General features: G+C 61.9%; 14 protein-coding genes. 9 read left to right on the top strand and 5 right to left on the bottom strand.

The features are described 5' to 3' along the window. The first annotated feature begins 56 nt into the window (after positions 1-56). Entirely contained in the window at positions 57-932 is an 876-nt protein-coding gene (locus ACEW8Q_RS18335; RefSeq protein WP_373505499.1) for an acyl-CoA acyltransferase, read from the top strand. Position 933: 1 nt separating this feature from the next. Continuing rightward, positions 934-2,613, top strand: a complete 1,680-nt coding sequence (locus tag ACEW8Q_RS18330; protein WP_373505498.1) for a thiamine pyrophosphate-binding protein — start codon at positions 934-936, stop codon at positions 2,611-2,613. A gap of 8 nt (positions 2,614-2,621) precedes the next feature. Here the strand turns inward: ACEW8Q_RS18330 and ACEW8Q_RS18325 are convergent, their stop codons facing one another. After that, positions 2,622-3,500, bottom strand: coding sequence for a branched-chain amino acid aminotransferase (locus ACEW8Q_RS18325; RefSeq protein WP_373505497.1), 879 nt, complete (start codon positions 3,498-3,500; stop codon positions 2,622-2,624). Positions 3,501-3,511: 11 nt separating this feature from the next. Beyond that, positions 3,512-3,976: a cupin domain-containing protein gene (locus ACEW8Q_RS18320; RefSeq protein WP_373505496.1), complete on the bottom strand. Its 465-nt coding sequence runs from the start codon at positions 3,974-3,976 to the stop codon at positions 3,512-3,514. Positions 3,977-4,082: 106 nt separating this feature from the next. Here ACEW8Q_RS18320 and ACEW8Q_RS18315 point away from each other — a divergent pair, with 106 nt between their 5' ends. Continuing rightward, entirely contained in the window at positions 4,083-5,006 is a 924-nt protein-coding gene (locus ACEW8Q_RS18315; RefSeq protein WP_373505495.1) for an alpha/beta hydrolase, read from the top strand. A gap of 6 nt (positions 5,007-5,012) precedes the next feature. Here ACEW8Q_RS18315 and ACEW8Q_RS18310 read toward each other — a convergent pair whose 3' ends face one another. Beyond that, positions 5,013-6,806 (bottom strand): long-chain-acyl-CoA synthetase, encoded by a 1,794-nt coding sequence (locus ACEW8Q_RS18310; protein ID WP_373505494.1) that lies wholly within the window; start codon positions 6,804-6,806, stop codon positions 5,013-5,015. 216 nt (positions 6,807-7,022) lie between these two features. Between ACEW8Q_RS18310 and ACEW8Q_RS18305 the strand changes: the two genes are divergently transcribed. Both ACEW8Q_RS18305 and ACEW8Q_RS18300 read left to right on the top strand, forming a co-directional pair. Further along, on the top strand, positions 7,023-8,327 hold the full coding sequence (locus ACEW8Q_RS18305; protein ID WP_373505493.1) for an O-acetylhomoserine aminocarboxypropyltransferase/cysteine synthase family protein: 1,305 nt from the start codon (positions 7,023-7,025) through the stop codon (positions 8,325-8,327). Between the two features lie 18 nt (positions 8,328-8,345). Continuing rightward, on the top strand, positions 8,346-9,338 hold the full coding sequence (locus tag ACEW8Q_RS18300; protein WP_373505492.1) for a homoserine O-succinyltransferase: 993 nt from the start codon (positions 8,346-8,348) through the stop codon (positions 9,336-9,338). A 71-nt stretch (positions 9,339-9,409) separates the two neighbouring features. Here ACEW8Q_RS18300 and ACEW8Q_RS18295 read toward each other — a convergent pair whose 3' ends face one another. Continuing rightward, on the bottom strand, positions 9,410-9,724 hold the full coding sequence (locus tag ACEW8Q_RS18295; protein ID WP_373505491.1) for an acyl carrier protein: 315 nt from the start codon (positions 9,722-9,724) through the stop codon (positions 9,410-9,412). 219 nt (positions 9,725-9,943) lie between these two features. Here ACEW8Q_RS18295 and ACEW8Q_RS18290 point away from each other — a divergent pair, with 219 nt between their 5' ends. Genes ACEW8Q_RS18290 through ACEW8Q_RS18280 form a run of 3 tightly spaced genes read left to right on the top strand, consistent with a single transcriptional unit; the run spans position 9,944 to position 13,510 of the window. After that, complete coding sequence (locus ACEW8Q_RS18290; protein ID WP_373505558.1) at positions 9,944-11,152, top strand: acyl-CoA dehydrogenase family protein; 1,209 nt, start codon at positions 9,944-9,946, stop codon at positions 11,150-11,152. 32 nt (positions 11,153-11,184) lie between these two features. Then, positions 11,185-12,114 carry an amino acid--[acyl-carrier-protein] ligase gene (locus ACEW8Q_RS18285; protein WP_373505557.1) on the top strand — a complete coding sequence of 310 codons (930 nt, stop codon included), beginning with the start codon at positions 11,185-11,187 and terminating at the stop codon, positions 12,112-12,114. 58 nt (positions 12,115-12,172) lie between these two features. Next, a complete protein-coding gene (locus ACEW8Q_RS18280; protein ID WP_373505490.1) occupies positions 12,173-13,510 on the top strand; it encodes a lipopolysaccharide biosynthesis protein in 1,338 nt (445 codons plus the stop codon). On the opposite strand, the gene ACEW8Q_RS18275 is transcribed toward ACEW8Q_RS18280, so the two are convergent. Next, complete coding sequence (locus ACEW8Q_RS18275) at positions 13,496-14,722, bottom strand: MFS transporter (RefSeq protein ID WP_373505489.1); 1,227 nt, start codon at positions 14,720-14,722, stop codon at positions 13,496-13,498. The genes ACEW8Q_RS18280 and ACEW8Q_RS18275 overlap by 15 nt on opposite strands. Before the next feature lie 625 nt (positions 14,723-15,347). On the opposite strand from ACEW8Q_RS18275, the gene ACEW8Q_RS18270 reads away from it, so the two are divergent. Further along, a complete protein-coding gene (locus ACEW8Q_RS18270; RefSeq protein WP_373505556.1) occupies positions 15,348-16,643 on the top strand; it encodes a DUF3300 domain-containing protein in 1,296 nt (431 codons plus the stop codon). Positions 16,644-16,655 lie beyond the last annotated feature (12 nt).

Here is a 16,655-nt window from a genome sequence, read left to right as displayed (position 1 = left end):
AGTTATAAACAATTCGACCAAATTAGCGAAAACGGATTGATGTCAGGGTTAAGCAGATGAAGCCTGTAACAGCGAAGGAGCGTGTTCGCTGCCGTCCCATAGGACCGGCCGATCTGGGTGCCGTGGCAACGCTTCTTTGCGAGGGGTTCGCGGGCCGTTCGCGCGCGAGCATCGAGACAGGCCTTGAGCGGCTTACGGCGCGCGACGTTCCAGAGGGATTACAGCGCTATGGTTACTGTCTTGATACCGGATCGCGCCTCGTCGGCGTCATTCTCCTCATCGCCTCGGAGCGCCAGACCGATGGTGGCACCGCCTTCTTCTGCAATGTCGCGAGCTGGTACGTGCTGCAGGATTTCCGTGCCTATGCGCAGCTTCTGGTATCGATGGCACTGAAGAACAAGCAATTGACCTACACCAATGTCTCGCCAGCGCCCCACACCTGGGAGATCGTGGAGAGGCAGGGCTACACCCGTTACTGCAATGGGCTCTTCCTTGCGGCAGCGATTCTGAAGCGACCTGCGCCCGGTGTCGTCATCGAGTCCTTTGGCGCGCCTGATCACGAAGGCATGGCGGATTTCGCCATGTTGCTACGGCACCAGCAGATGGGATGCGAGGTCGTTGTCGCCCGCTCCGGCAATGCGGTCAAAGGCTATGTGTTCCGGCGCTATCGAATCCGGGCGGGCCGTCTTCCGCTTCCCGCCATGTTCGCCATTCATGCGCCTGACCGTGACGAGTTGGTCCGCATCGCAGGAAATCTCGGCCGTCACTTCATGGGCAAGGCCGCACCCTTCCTCGTGATGGATGCGGACGGCCCGGTTGAGGGACTTCGCGGCATCTATACGGAACGGCGCGGGCGAAAATACTTCAAGGGTCCCTGCCGCCCCGCGCTGAGCGATCTGGCCGATACGGAATACGCAGTGTTTGGAGTCTGAAATGTCGAAATTTCGCACGGCCGCCCAGGTCCTCGTGGACCAGCTTGCCATTCATGGCGTCGAGCATGTGTTCTGTGTTCCGGGTGAAAGTTTTCTTCCCGTTCTCGATGCGTTGCATGATTCACCCATCCAGATGACGGTGTGCCGTCAGGAAGGGGGTGCTGCCATGATGGCGGATGCCGTTGGCAAGGCCACCGGCAGGCCCGGCATCTGCTTCGTCACGCGCGGGCCGGGCGCCACGAATGCTTCTGCCGGAATTCATATCGCGCAACAGGACTCGACACCGCTCATCATGTTTGTCGGGCAAGTCGACCGGAAGATGAAAGAGCGCGGCGCCTTTCAGGAACTCGACTACCGCGCCGTGTTCGGCAGCATGACCAAGTGGACGGCCGAAATTGACGACCCGGCGCGGATGGCGGAATTCGTGTCACGGGCTTTCCATCAGGCAACTGCGGGACGGCCGGGACCGGTTGTCATCGCCCTGCCGGAGGACATGCTGAGCGAAATGGTCGAGGTTGAGGATGCCCCGCCAGCGAAGGACGTTGAAATCGCGCCCGGCGGGGAAGATCTCGCACAGCTCTCGTCCATGCTCGCCGCTGCCGAGCGTCCGCTGCTCATCGTCGGCGGTACACGCTGGGATGAAGACGCCTGTTCACACATCACACGGTTTGCGGAGCGCCACCAGCTTCCGGTGATCACCAGCTACCGCCGCCTGCCGCTGTTCGATCCGTTGCACCCGAACTATGCAGGTGACCTTGGCATTGGCCCCAACCCCAAGCTGATCAGCCGTATCAGGAACGCGGACCTGCTCATTATTGCAGGCGGGCGGCTCGGCGAGATCGCGTCGCAGGGCTATAGCCTCCTCGACATTCCCAGCCCTGCCTCGAAGCTTGTTCATATCTATCCTGATGCAATGGAGATCGGCCGTGTCTATGCGCCGGCGCTATCCATCAACGCCTCGCCGCGAAGGTTTGCTCCGGCATTAGCAGGACTCGATGCACCGTCCAGCGTGAAGTGGGCAGGCTCGGCGGACGAAGCCCATGCCGAGTATCTGGCTTGGACCGACAAGGAGACGCCGCAGCCGGGAGACGTCAACCTCGGCACCATCATGGTGTGGCTTCGCGAAAATCTTGGCCCCGATACCATCCTGTGCAACGGCGCTGGAAATTACGCATCCTGGATTCACCGCTTCTACCGCTTCCGGAAGTTCGCGAGCCACATCGCGCCAACCTCCGCGTCGATGGGCTATGGCATGCCCTCCGCCGTCGCGATGCAGCGGCTGTATCCCGATCGCACGGTGATCTCGGTCAATGGCGACGGCGACTTCCTGATGAACGGACAGGAGTTCGCCATTGCGGTTCAGTATCAACTGCCCATCGTCGTGCTGGTTTGCGACAATGGAATCTATGGCACCATCCGCATGCACCAGGAACGCGAATATCCAGGGCGCCGCATTGCGACCGACCTGCGGAATCCTGATTTTGCCGGCTATGCGCGGGTGTTCGGCGGATTTGGCGTGACGGTCGATCGGACAGAGGACTTCCCCGCCGCCTTCGAGGCCGCGCGAGCTTCAAGGCTTCCGTCAATCGTCCACATCAAGATCAGCCCGGAGGCAATTCTGCCGGGCACGACACTGAGCAAGATCAGCGAACAGGCCCGGCAGAGGCAACAATCGAAGTAGTTGGTTTCTCAGGCGGCGTGGGCGAAATCCCAATAGAGTTCACGCGCCTTGCGATAGAAGGGACCGGGCTGCAGGTTGCGCTCGTCGATACGGGTCACCGGCATCACCTTCGAGAAATTGCCTGACGAGAAGATTTCGTCGGCGGCCTGGAAGTCGGCATAGGTAAGCGCCATCTCGTTCACCTGCACACCTGCGGTGCGCAGCAGCGAAATCACACGTTGGCGGGTGATGCCGGACAGGAAGGTGCCGTTCGCAGCGGGCGTAAACACCTCCCCACCCTTAGCCATGAAGATGTTGGCGTTGGCGAGCTCGGTGATATTGCCCAGCAGGTCTGGAACGAGGCAATTGCCGAAGCCGCGCGAGGCGGCTTCAGCGAGCGCGCGTGCGTTGTTGGGATAGAGGCAGCCTGCTTTCGCGTCGACCGGGGCCATGTCGCGGCCCGGCCTGCGGAAGGGTGACAGCGTGATCGCCAGATTGCCCGGTTGCGGCATCGGCGCTTCATAGATGCAGAGACACCAGTTGGTGCTCTCGGCATCGTGCTTCACGCCGCCGCCCGCCGCGCCATTCTCCGCCCAGTACATGGGACGGATGTAAAGCGCCTCGTCCTTGTCGAAGCGCGAGATGCCCTCGCGGGCGAGATCGAGCCATTCGTCAGGGGTCATCAGCGGCAGAAGGCCGAAGGCGTCAGCCGAACGGTTGATGCGCTGCATGTGCAGATCGAGATCGGGGCTCACGCCCTCGAAGGTGCGGGCACCGTCGAAAATCGTGGAGCCCAGCCAGGCACCATGCGTGCGCGCGCCCATGATGGGCACATTGCCCTCTCTCCATTCACCTTCGAAGAATGTCCAGGTTGCGGAGAAGCTCGGACGTCTCACCGGTTGCGGCATATTTTCGGTCCTCAGTTCGCGCCCATCAGCGAGCCTTCACCCTTCGGCGGCGAGATCTTGTGCTTGATGGCGCGGGCGGTCTTGATCAGCGCGCCGACGGGTGCGGGAAGGATCTTGCGGCAGAAGGCGACCTTGCGGATATACTCATGCACCGTCCACACAGCATGGGAGCCCGCGGGGAAGAAGATCACGTCGCCGGGGCCAAGGGTGCGGGCCGGGCCATGGCCGTCCTCGATCGTCACGCTGCCTTCGATGAAGTAAACCGTCTCGTCGAAATCATAATGCCAGTTGAACTTGCCCTCGCTGCAATCCCATACGATGGTGCACGCGGTCTGGTCCTCGCTGCGTGACAGGATGGCATTGCGGGCGACGGGCCGTCCCTCGATGATCCAGTCGGCACGGATCGGCGAGGGATTGAGTTCCACATTGGCCTTCGAGAAGATCACGGGCTTCGTCGTCACTGTCTTCGTCGTCATGTGCGAGTTCTCCTGGTTCGATGACATGCTGGTGCGAAAGATGCATGTGCCGTACCAGACCCAAACAACCCGTTAGCCGACACGCTTACAAAACGAGACATAGTGAATGCCGCTTGATCCACGCGCCAAACGCCTCATCGACATGCTCGCCATGTCAGCCCCTGCGAGCCCGATCACCACCGCTGCTCGCCGTGAGGGATTTGCGAAACTGATGGCGATGGGCGCCAAGTCTCCGGCGATTGCACGGAGCGAGGATATTCACATTCCCGGTCCGGGTGGTCCGTTGCGACTCAGGTTGTACGATCCTGTCTCTGACCGGCAGGTCCCTGCGCCAGCACTGGTGTTTTACCATGGCGGGGGCCTTGTGGCCGGCAGCATCGAGACCCATGACGCGATCTGCCGGACGCTCGCCATCGCCATGAATGCAATGGTCGTGTCGGTCGATTACCGCCTCGCTCCCGAGGCCCGCTTTCCCGCAGCGCTGGAGGATGCGGCCTTCGCGGTGAACTGGCTCGGCGAGCATGGAACTGGTTTGAACATCGACACGGCCCGGATTGCCATTGGCGGTGAATCGGCTGGAGCGTTGCTATCGGCACTCATCGCGGAAGGCGTGAGGCCGTTGACCGCCAAAATCCGCGCGCAGCTTCTATTGTGCCCCGTGATCGATCTCGGCGGCGACTTCCCATCGCGACGCGAGTTCGCGCAGGGCTTCATGATCGACATAGCAACCGTCGACCATGACATTGCGGATTGTCTCGGACCGGGACAGACCGTTAGCGCCTTGCCATCGCCGCTCCGTGATGGATCGCCGGGTGGAGTGCCTCCCACGATCATCGTTGCAGCAGAGTGTGACCCATTCCGGGACGAGGCAGCGGCCTATGCGGCTCATATCGGGAATGCGGGTGTGCCGGTTCGGCACGTTTGCCATTCCGGCATGGTGCATTCCTTCTACGGGCTCAGCGCGCTGCTGCCGCAAGCGGCCCCTGCATTGCGAGAGGCCGGAGAGGCGCTTGCGGCCCTTCTGGACTAGCAGGCATCAGAGCCGGAGTTCTCCAGCGTTGATCCGTCCATGGAGTGTTGCGTCGACTAACGTGTAGCCCTCCTCCAATCGCACATAGATCACATCGCCCGATGCCGCCGGATCAAATCCATCCCGAACCAGCTCTTGCTTCTTGTGCTTGAAGGTTTCGGTGAGAGTCATGACCGGCCCGACACGCAGGAAAAGCGGGACGGCATAGGCCGGAAGCTCACGCGATACATGGCGGAGAAGCGTTGCCGGATCGAACCCGTTCTCGACCTGAAGAAATGCCATGCCCGCCTTGCCATCGGCACCCGGCACCGGCACGCCGTAGACCGCCACGTCAGCGACACCAAGAGCGGTGCTCAGCACGTTGGCAACTTCCAGCGTCGACACGTTCTCGCCCTTCCAGCGGAACGTATCGCCGACACGATCGACGAAGAAATAGTAGCCGGCTGAATCAACACGCATCAGGTCGCCGGTGCGGAACCACATGTCGCCTTCCTTGAAGACGTTGCGGAGAACCTTGCGCTCGGATTCATGCTGATCGGTGTATCCCTCGAACTGCCCCGAGCCGTCCGTCCCGCCAATGCGGCCGATGGCTTCGCCGGGCTCGCCATGCGCGGCCGCGATGCAGAAGCCGTTCTCGTCGCGCTGCGGCTTGCCGGTTTCGGAGTCGAACCTAACGATGGATGTGGGAAAGCGATGACGCAGGAAGGGTGGCACGCGGCCGATGGCCCCGGGCTTCCCTTCGGCATTGAAGAGCGAGAAGCTTCCCTCTGTCGCGGCATAGAATTCAAGGATCTGCGGAATGCCGAAACGCTGCTGGAACGGCGTCCATACATCGGCGCGCAGCCCGTTTCCGCAGGCCACCCGAATGGAATGGCCGGTTTCTTCAGGCGTCACCCCGGCATTCAGGAGATAGCGGCAAAGTTCGCCGATGTACTGGAACTGGGTGCAGTTCCAGCGGCGGATATCTGGCCAGAACCGTCGGGCGGAAAACTTCTCCGCGATCACGGTGGAGCCGCCCGCGACGAGCGTTGCCGCGACCGCGACGATGCCCCCGACACTGTGATAGAGCGGCAGGCAATCATACATGCGGTCTGCCTCGGTGTTGCCGAGCATGCCCTTGAACCACAGCGCCCAGTTGAGAATGCGCCGATGACTGACATGGGCCGCCTTCGGCAGGCCCGTTGTCCCTGAGGTATAGATCAGCAACGCGCGGTCGTTGACTGTGACAGAGGCTTCGCTGCAGACGGGCGATGGAGCCCGCGACAGGTTCGTATCGATGCGCCGCACGGCCATGTCAGAGGCGCCGTGGCACCACAGGTCAAGCGATTGGCCGGACAGGGCCAGACTCGCCGTCACCGCCCGCATGAAGCCCGATTCCACGATTGCACACTTCGGCATCGCGACCTTGAGGCAATGCGCCAGCGAGGCGCCTGAGAGATTGACGTTGATGAGCGCCGTGACGATGCCGAGCTTCGACAGGCCCATCCAGATCGCCACATATTCCGGGCGGTTCGACATGATGAGCGCCACGCAATCACCCTTCCCGAGACCCGCGCCCCTCGCCCAGGCGGCATAGGCGTCAATGCGGGTGGAAAGCTCAGCAAAGGAGAAGGACTCGATATCAGAGAGAAGGGCCGGAGCCGCGCCGTGTGTTGCCGCCCGCTCTTCGATGATGTGGCAGAGCAACCGGTGGGGATGGGACTGGATCGACGCGGTGGCAGAGAGCGCATCGATCCACGCCACGGAGGCCGGACGCGCCGTTGCCTGTGCCGTTCCGGTCAGTCTCTCTGGGGCATTCATGTGAAATCCGTTCGTCATGTCGCGTTTCGGTGCTGGCCTAGCGAAGTTGATGCCAGCCGGGTGCGTGCGTGACACCGGCTATCGCCTGCAAGGATTTTCTGCTCGTTAACGTTAAACCGCGAGTTCTCTGCATCCGGCCGATTTCAAGCGCCGCGATAGCATCACCTTTGCATGGATAGTTGCATAGAACGTCCGGAAACGAAGCGAGGCGGAACAATGCGTGCGGAAACACTTGCCATTCATGCGGGCTATACGCCTGAGGAAACCACCAAGGCCGTGGCCGTGCCGATCTATCAGACTGTCGCCTATACGTTTGACAGTGCGGACCATGGCGCAGCCCTCTTCAATCTCGAGGCCGAAGGCTATCGCTACAGCCGCATCGCCAACCCCACGGTGGACGTCCTCGAAAAGCGCATCGCCGCCCTTGAAGGCGGCGTCGGCGCCATCGCGCTGGCGAGCGGCCAGGCGGCCCTCCACTATGCACTTTCCAATGTGGCAGATTGCGGCGGCAATATCGTTTCCGTACCGCAGCTCTACGGAACGACCCACACGCTCTTCACGCACATCCTGAGCAAGCAGGGCATCACCCCGCGATTTGCCGACAGCGACAGCGCCGCCGACATCGAAAAGCTGATCGACAGCGAGACGCGCGCCGTATTCTGCGAGAGCATCGGCAATCCGGCCGGCAATATCTGCGACATCGAAGCGTTGGCCGAGGCCACCCATCGCCATGGCGTGCCCCTGATCGTCGACAATACAGTTGCGACCCCCATCCTGCTCCGGCCTATCGAGCATGGCGCGGATATCGTGGTGCATTCGCTCACCAAGTTCCTCGGCGGTCATGGCACGACGATGGGCGGGGCCATCGTCGACAGCGGCCGCTTCCCGTGGAAGCAGAACGCCGCACGCTTTCCCCAGTTCAACGAGCCCGATCCATCCTATCACGGCATGGTCTATGCCGACCGCTTCGGGCCGAAGGCCTATATCGAGCGCTGCCGCAGTGTATATCAGCGCAACACCGGTGCTGTGCTCCCCGCCATGAGCGCTTTCATGATTATGCAGGGCATGGAAACCGTGGCGCTGCGCATGGAGCGCCATGTGGAGAATGCCCGCAAGGTGGCTGAATTCCTCAGCAGCGATCCGCGCGTGGCCTGGGTCAACCATGCCGGCCTGCCGGGCAATCCCTACAATGCCCTGGCACGGAAATATCTTGGCGGCCACGGCTCTTCACTCTTCACCTTCGGTGTTGTTGGCGGACTGGAAGCTGGCAAGCGCTTCTATGACGCACTCAAACTGATCACGCGGCTCGTCAACATCGGCGATGCCAAGTCGCTTGCCTGCCATCCCGCCTCGACCACGCACCGGCAGATGTCGGCCGAGAACCAGAAGAAGGCCGGGGTCCGCCCCGAAATGATCCGCCTTTCGATCGGGATCGAGCACATCGAAGACATCATCGCCGATCTCGACCAGGCTCTCGCTGCCGCCGTGGGACAGCAACGCCAGCCACTCGCAGCCGAATGACAGCAAGGGAGACGCAACATGAATGCCTTTCTCGACAGCTCAGTCACATCACGCGGCACCCGCACCATAGGGCGTGAGCCCGCGCACCGGAACCGAAGCGAAGGCGTCCGCCAGCGCCTGAGCGTTGCCATCGTCAACAACATGCCGGATTCCGCACTCGTTGCGACCGAGCGCCAGTTCTCGCAACTGGTGAACGACGCAGCAGGCGGCACAGCCGATATCAAGCTCTTCCATATCCCCGGCGTGCCCCGCGGCGAGCAGGCCAGCGGGATCCTGGCCCAGCGCTACTTGCCATTCACGCACCTGTTCGAAAGTCATGTCGACGCACTCATCGTGACGGGCAACGAACCGCGCGCCGCGCGCCTCGACGAAGAGCCCTACTGGAACGACCTGACACAGCTTGTCGACTGGGCGAAGGAGAGCGACTGCCCCAGTCTGTGGTCGTGCCTGGCCGCCCATGGTGCCGTTCTTCACCTCGACGGAATTGAGCGCCGGCGCCTGCCGCAGAAGAAATCGGGCGTGCTAGCCGCAGCCGTCAATCAACCACGGCGGCATGGGCTCCCAGACGCGCTCTCGGTGTGCCATTCGCGGATGAACGAACTTCGCAAGGACGAGTTGACCGCTCACGGCTACGGCATCGTCTCGGAAGCGCCGGGCGGAAACGTCGATATCTTCACAAAGACCTATCGCGCGCCCTTCCTGTTCCTGCAGGGCCACCCCGAATATGATTCCGACTCGCTGATGCGGGAGTACCGCCGCGACGTCGGCCGCTACCTCAATGGCCTGCGTGACACCTATCCAGAAATCCCGGAGAACTATTTCGACAACGCAACCGTGATCGCCATGGAAAACTATCGCACGCTGGCGGAGCGCACGCGGGATATCAGGTTGTTCGAGAGCTTCCCGGCCATCGTTCTCCGCAATGGCCTGGCCGACCGGCTGGCGCAATCTGCAAGTCAGATCTTCAGGAGCTGGGCCGCCACGATCGCGGAGTTGCGCCTGTCTGCCTGACCTTGTTGCCTGGCGAAAGCAATCGGGGCGGCCCAAGGGCCGCCCCGTTTCATATTGACTGCAGTCCCGGATCAGGACGCCTGAGTCAGGTGCTCCACCATGCGCGTGATCGCGCGGGCATCCATGAAATTCTCGGGCGTGATCATCTCCTGCGGGATCATCAGGTCGAAGGCGGCTTCGATTCCCAGCATGACATTCACCATCTCGACTGACGTGAAGCCTGCGTCTGCAAGGCCCGTATCCACATCATAGGACAAGCCATTCGATTGAAGCGGCCGGATGTCGCGGAGCACTGACATGACAGCGGACGGGATATCCGTCACCGCGGAAAAGTGCCCGGCCGAATGATTGAAGGACGTGGCAAGTGCCGGCTGCATGCTGCTCATTGAAGACCTCTCTCTGACGCTGCCTCAATCATAATATGCCGCGACAATTTTCGGCGCATTTCACCTGTTCATCGTGAAGATTCATCATGTATGGCCACAAGGCCGACCATTAACGCGTTGTTTACCACCATGACGGGCGGGCACGGTTTGGTGACGGCAAAGGCATGTGCATTGCAGGATCGTTCACCAGAATACGGGAGAGAGTGAACCATGAATGACATGATTGCCGGAGACACCGGCTTTGCAGCATCCGAAACCTCCGCACGCGCAAGCGCCCTGAAGACCAGGGCGGATGCAGCGGCGGCCGTCGCATTGAAGCATGCCGCGGATGTCGATGCCTCGGGCCGCTATCCTGCCGAAGCCATGGCGATGCTGAAAGAGCAACGCCTGATGGGCATCATGGTTCCTGCCGAACTCGGCGGTGAAGGCGCCACGATGTCGGACGCCGCAGAGGTTTGCTACACGCTGGGCCGGGCCTGCGCCTCGACGGGGATGATCTATGCCATGCATCTTGTGAAAGTCGCCTGCATCGTCAACCACGGCATGGGCGTCGACTGGCAGGAAAGCGTGCTGAAGCGTTTGCTTTCCGAGCAGCTGCTGTTTGCCTCATCCACCACCGAGGGCATGGGCGGCGGAAACGTGCGCTCCAGTGCCGCGCCCATCATGCAGGAAGCCGACGGCTCGATCTCTCTCACCCGCAATGCATCCGTCATCTCCTATGGCGAATATGCCGATGGCCTCGTCACCACCGCCAGGCGCTCGGAAGGGGCGGATGCCTCCGACCAGGTTCTCGCTGTCTTCATGAAGGAAGACTACGAGATGTCGCTGACGGGCGGGTGGAACACGCTCGGCATGCGCGGCACCTGCAGCACGGGCTTCATGCTCAAGGCCCGAGGCCTTCCCGAGCAGGTTCTTCCCGTGGCCTATGACCGCATTCACAGCCAGACCATGACGCCCGCAGCCCATCTCCTGTGGTCGAGCGTATGGGCCGGCATCGCATCCGCCGCCTTGCAGAAGGCCCAGCTCTTCGTGCGCAAGGCCATGCGGGGTTCCAACGGGCAGACGCCGCCCGCCGCCTCGCGCTTGGGCGAAGCCCACACCAAGATGCGCCTGCTCCGCGGCACGCTTGCCTCCGCGCTTGCACGATACGAAAGGGGCCACGAGGACCAGCGCGCCTGGGGTTCGATCGACTATCAGACAGCACTTGCCATGACGAAGGTGGATGTCTCGGAACTCGCTGTCGACACCGTGATGGCCTGCTACCGCACCTGTGGTCTCGCCGGCTACCGCAACGATGGCGATGTCAGCATCGGCCGCCACCTGCGCGACATTCTCTCCTCGCCCATCATGATTAACAATGACCGCATCACCGCCAGTATGGCCGGCGCCATGATGATGAGCGGCATCCCCAACACCATCCAGAACTGACACAGCTGACGTCCGGAGTCCCAATCATGAACATGCCTTTCCAGCCGCCGCGCCATCCTGCAACGATCAACACCGTCGAGATCGACGGCATGGCCCGCACGCTGTTCCGCCCCATGGGCGCGGACGGTGTCTATGCCCGCACCGCGGCCTACGAAACGGTGATCGAAAAGCTTGCGCAGCTCATCTCGTCCTATCGCGATCCGGAAGCCGAGATCCTGCGCTTTCCGCCGGTGATGAGCCGTCACCAGCTCGAGAAGTCGGGCTACCTCAAGAGCTTTCCCAACCTGCTGGGCTGCGTCTGCGCGCTGCATGGCAGCGAGGCCGAGATCAACGGCGCCGTGGCCCGCCACGATGCTGGCGGCGACTGGACAACATCCTTGACGCCTGCCGACCTCGTGCTGTCGCCTGCTGCCTGCTATCCGGTCTATCCGATCGCCGCAGAGCGCGGACCTGTACCCGAAGCTGGATATGTGTTCGACATCGCTGCGGACGTATTCCGCCATGAACCGTCGAAGGAAATCGACCGGTTCCAGTCCTTCCGCATGCGCGAGTATGTCTGCATCGGTTCTCCCGACCAGGTGGCCTCGTTCCGCAACCGCTGGATGGAGCGCGCCACAACCATCGCAGACCTTCTCGAAGTGCCCTACCAGATGGAACAGGCGAGCGACCCGTTCTTTGGCCGCATGGGCCAGATGAAGGCCGTGGCCCAGCTCCAGGCCGCGCTCAAGTTCGAGTTGCTCATCCCCGTTCGCTCCAACGAGAAGCAGACCGCCTGCATGAGCTTCAACTATCATAAAGAACATTTCGGCACTGTGTGGGACATGAAGCTGGCCTCGGGCGAACTGGCCCATTCGGGTTGCGTGGCCTTCGGCATGGACCGTCTCGCTGTAGCGCTCTTTGCGGTGCACGGACTCGACACGGCCAAATGGCCTGACGGCGTTCGCAACGCGCTGTCGCTCTGATTTGTTCTGGCGGGACCTGAAAGGGCCCCGCTTCCTTGTGAATGTCTGGATTGCCTGCATGCCTGCCGTCGATAAGTTGAAGAAACTCGCCACCGGCTCGGCCGCCATCATGGCGTCCCGCCTCGCAGGTGCTGGCGTGGGATTCCTGACCCAGTTCCTGATGGTCAAGCTCATGGGCGCCCATGACCTCGGCGTCTTCTATGCGGCAAGCAGCCTTGCCGCCGTGCTCGGCGTGATCGTGGCGCAAGGCTATCCGCAGATCGCGGCGCGTTTCGTCGGGCGCTACCGCAACAAGCAGGACCAGGCTCTCACCGGCTACTTCACCGGGCACGCGATGCGCGAGGGGCTGCTGGCGGCCATCGCTGCCGCCGCCGGCCTCACGATCTGGTCGCTTGCATGGCCGGGCATCGATGCGGTGGACCGGATGGCCTATGCCATTGCCGGCTGGATGCTGGTGTCCATCGTCGCCCTCAACATCATGACGAACATTGCCGGCGGCATGCGCAGCTTTGCCTTGTGCTACATGCCGGAGGGCCTCGTCCGGCCCATCATCTTCTTCATCGTCATCTGCGCGGCCGGTATCGGCGGATTCGGCCTCACGGCCGTTTCGGCGATGGCCATATTTGCCCTCATCACCACCGGTATTGCCTGCGCGGTGTCGGTCCTGCTCCGCCGCAAGATGCCAGTCATGCGATGGCGCGCGGCATCGCAGGCTGGCGTGGCATGGCGCTGGCGCCGCGAGGCCTGGCAACTCGTGCTGATGGCTGTCTTCACCAACTTTTTCGCCGATGTCGGCATTCTGGTTGCTGTGCCATTTCTCTCGAAACCCGAACTCGCGATCTTCGGGCTCTGCCTGAAACTGGCGCTGCTCGTCGGGTATTTCGTCCAGATCGGCCAGCAGATGGTGGTGCCCGACATGGCGGACGCACGCCACTCCGGAGATACCGACAGGCTGCAAAGCGCCGCGTGGCGTTCGATCGTCGTGCCATCCCTCATCTCGCTGATCTCGATTGCCGTCATCTATGTCTTCGGAGCGGAATTGCTGGCCTTCTTCGGACCCGAGTTCGCAGCGGGCCGGACGACACTGCTTATTCTTCTGACGGCCCAGTTGTTCCGCGCGCTCGCCGGACCCGGCGTCCACCTCCTCACGCTGAGCGGCATCCAGCGCATCAACATGGGCGTTGCCGTTACATCGCTCGGCGTGCTGTTCGCCGCGAGCGCGCTCCTCACGCCATGGCTCGGCATCGAGGGTGCGGCCATTGCGGTGCTGATCGTCTATGCCTACTGGACCGGTGTCAGCGCACTGGCGCTCCGGCATCTCAAGGAGCCCGCGGTCGACATCGTCTGGCTCACCCTGCGCCGCTTCCGCGCGGCAGAACCGTCAACCCAGATCTGACCGCAGCCGTTTCGGCATCGTCAGGAGACCGGCGAGCAAGGCCGAGCCAACCACCAGGAGCGGCAGCCATCGGCTGGCCGACGCACTGGACAATGCGCCGAAGAACAATGGCCCCAGCGCCGCCGCAAGCCGGTTGACCAGTGCCGCAAAGCCGAACATCTCGCCAGCCTGCTCTTCCCTGATGGAATTCGCCACGATGGCGCGCGCCACCGCGTTGGTCGGGCCGATGACGGCGCCAAGACAAAGCGCTACCGCGAGCCCGGCCCACCAACCCGTGCCAAGAACCAGCGTCAAGATCACGACCAGCCATACCGGTATCAGGAATAGCAGCAGCATCAGCGAATTTATCCGGAGCGTCAGAACACCCGCCAGCAGCGTGGACGGGATGGCGATGAGGCTGAACATGGCGCTCAGAAATGCGACTTCGTGAATTGCCAGACCGAAATAGCCGGCCAGTATGAGTGGCGTGAAAACGGCAATGGCGCCCGCGGCGCCAGTTACCAGACTGACCCCGATAATGAGGCGGGGCACCTCCCCCCCCGCTTTCCATGCGCTCATGGTGGCGCTCACCCGCGCGAATGACCGGGCCAGCAGGCTGCCGCTGCCAGGGTCAAGGGCAGGCTGCCTGACATGCCTCATGCCATAGATCGCCACACCCCCGATGAGGCCATAATAGAGCCCGACGACGACAAAGGTGAGCGAATAGGTCGACGCAGTGCTGGCGCCTTCGTTCGACCCGAAGAAGGAATGGCTGAGGACGTAGCAAATCAGTCCACCGATGTAGCCGAGGCCCCAGCCAAGCCCGGACAGCAGGCCGGACCTCTCCGGTGTCGCGATGGATTTCAGCAGGGCATCGTAAAGGCCTGCCGCAACCAGATAGGCGACATAGGAGAGCACGAAGAGCAGGGCTATGAGCGGCAGGCTGGTGGTGGCAGCCAGCGAGATGGTTGCAAGGCTGCATCCGCCCGTTGCAATGGCGAGGCAGCACAATCTCTTGCCTGAAATGTCGGCCGCCGCGCCGGCGGCTGGCGCGATGATCCCCGCCATCGTGCTGGCTGCAGCCAGAAGCGCACCCCATAGAAGGTCACTCCATGGGGCGTTCCCGGTCACGTAGGTCTTGAAGTAGAGCGGGAATGCCACGGCGGTGATCAACAGCACGTAGCCCGAACTGGCGATGTCGTAGAGAACCCACGATGCAGAGAGCCGCCTCATGTGCTGCAACCCGCTTCGACGGCACAACCAACGGACCGGGCCTGCGGGCACAACAGCCGGAAGGTTCGCCTCGCCGGTGTGCCATCCTGCCGCCGCGCCGACATTCTTCGTCGAGCCGTTAACCGCTCGTGCAGGTGGCATGGCATCTGCTCGTGTTTCATGTTAACTTTTGCTTCATCAGAGGATCATGGGGTGTCCGGCGCCAATTTCTGAACAGATTGTGCATCTATGGACAATCTCCTGAGCCGAAACTGATCTACTGTCTTGAGAAACAGATATCGCAATGCCGATTGTTGCGTGACGATGGGAGACTCGAACATTCCCCCACTTGAGTTGGGTGATACGAAGAACGTATGGGCCCACGGCATTTTCTTGCGTCTTCCTGTCCCCATTACCTTACGGATTCCGCTGGTTCGAGTCATGAGTCATTCGGCCTTGAGTCAGGTTACCATGTTGGTCATCCGGCAGCGAGCGATGTAGCGGGTCATTAATACACCCTATAGTTGAATACAAGCGTCCGAAATTCGAAAGCGAGGAGCCCGCAAACGTGACCAAGATCAAGCTGACCATTGCCAGTGCACTCTCTGGCCTGTTGCTGGCGGGAGCAAGCATCCTGAGCCCGGCCATGTCTCAAAGCACCGAACCCGCCACCGCGGTTGCAGCCACGGCCGAACAGGCACCTGAGCCACTTTCCGACGAGGAGATGGAAATCCTTGTCGCGCGTATCGCACTCTATCCCGACGAGCTCGTCGCCGTGATCACGGCCTCGTCGCTCTATCCGCTTCAGATCATCGAAGCCCAGCGCTTCCTCGATGACAGCAAGACCAAGAAGGACCTGAAGCCCAAGTCGACCTGGGATGGCAGCGTCGTGTCCCTGCTGAACTACCCCGAAATCGTCGCGATGATGAGCGACGACCTCGACTGGACCCAGTTGCTCGGCGAGGTGATCGTCAACCAGCAGGACGACGTGCTGACGGCCATCCAGCAGTTGCGCGAGCGCGCCGTGGCGCAAGGCGTGATCAAGTCGGACGACAAGATGAAGATCGTCGAAGAAAACGACAACATCGTCATCCAGCCGGCCAGCAAGGAAGTGATCTACGTGCCGCAGTACGAGCCGGAGATGCTCTACGAACCGACTTACGTTGCGCAGCCCGTCAGCTACTATCCCGATCCCTATCCCTATTACTATGATCCGATCGCGCCCTTCTTCGCCGGCGCGGTTACCGGCATCATCTGGGCCGGCATCGTCGATTGGGATGACGGCTTCTGGGGCGGCAACTGGGGCAACAACTGGGGCGGCGGCGACATCGACATCGACTGCAACAATTGCTTCAACGACCGTGACTTCAACGGCCGTATCAACATGAACGACGTCGACTGGAAGAATGTCGACCGCAGCAAGATCAAGTTCGACAAGACGCAGTTGAACAAGATCGACCGCACCAACATCAAGAACTCGATCAAGACCAACGACCGCAACAAGATCAAGAACCAGGCCGGCAACATCAAGGGCAATCGCCCGACCACCCTGCCGGGCAAGGGCAATGCGCCAACGAAGGACATTCGCAAGGATACGCTGGACGGCCTGAAGAACAAGCCGACGACCCGCCCGGCAGGCAAGCCCGGGCAAGGGGTTGGCGACAAGGTGGCGAAGCCCGGACAAGGCGCGGCAAGCAAGCGTCCGGACAAGATCGACCGTCCGGTCGGCAAGCCGAAGCCGGCGGCGAAGGCTGACAAGCGGCCCAACAAGGTTTCGCCGGTTGGCGAGATGGGTCCGGGCAAGACCACCAAAAAGGCGTCGAACCGTGGTGCCAAGTCGATGGGCGGCGGCATGAAGAAGCAGCCGTTGCCCAAGGCGAGGAGCGGTGGCGGCGGTGGTGGCGGCCACGCGGTGAAGCGCGGTGGCGGCGGCAGGCGCTGACGGCAGCAGTGA

This window comes from Aestuariivirga sp. (genome assembly GCF_041738905.1).
Classification (GTDB): domain Bacteria; phylum Pseudomonadota; class Alphaproteobacteria; order Rhizobiales; family Aestuariivirgaceae; genus Aestuariivirga.
The sequence above is the reverse complement of the archived record's forward strand: the minus strand, read 5'-3'. Positions and strand labels throughout refer to the sequence as shown.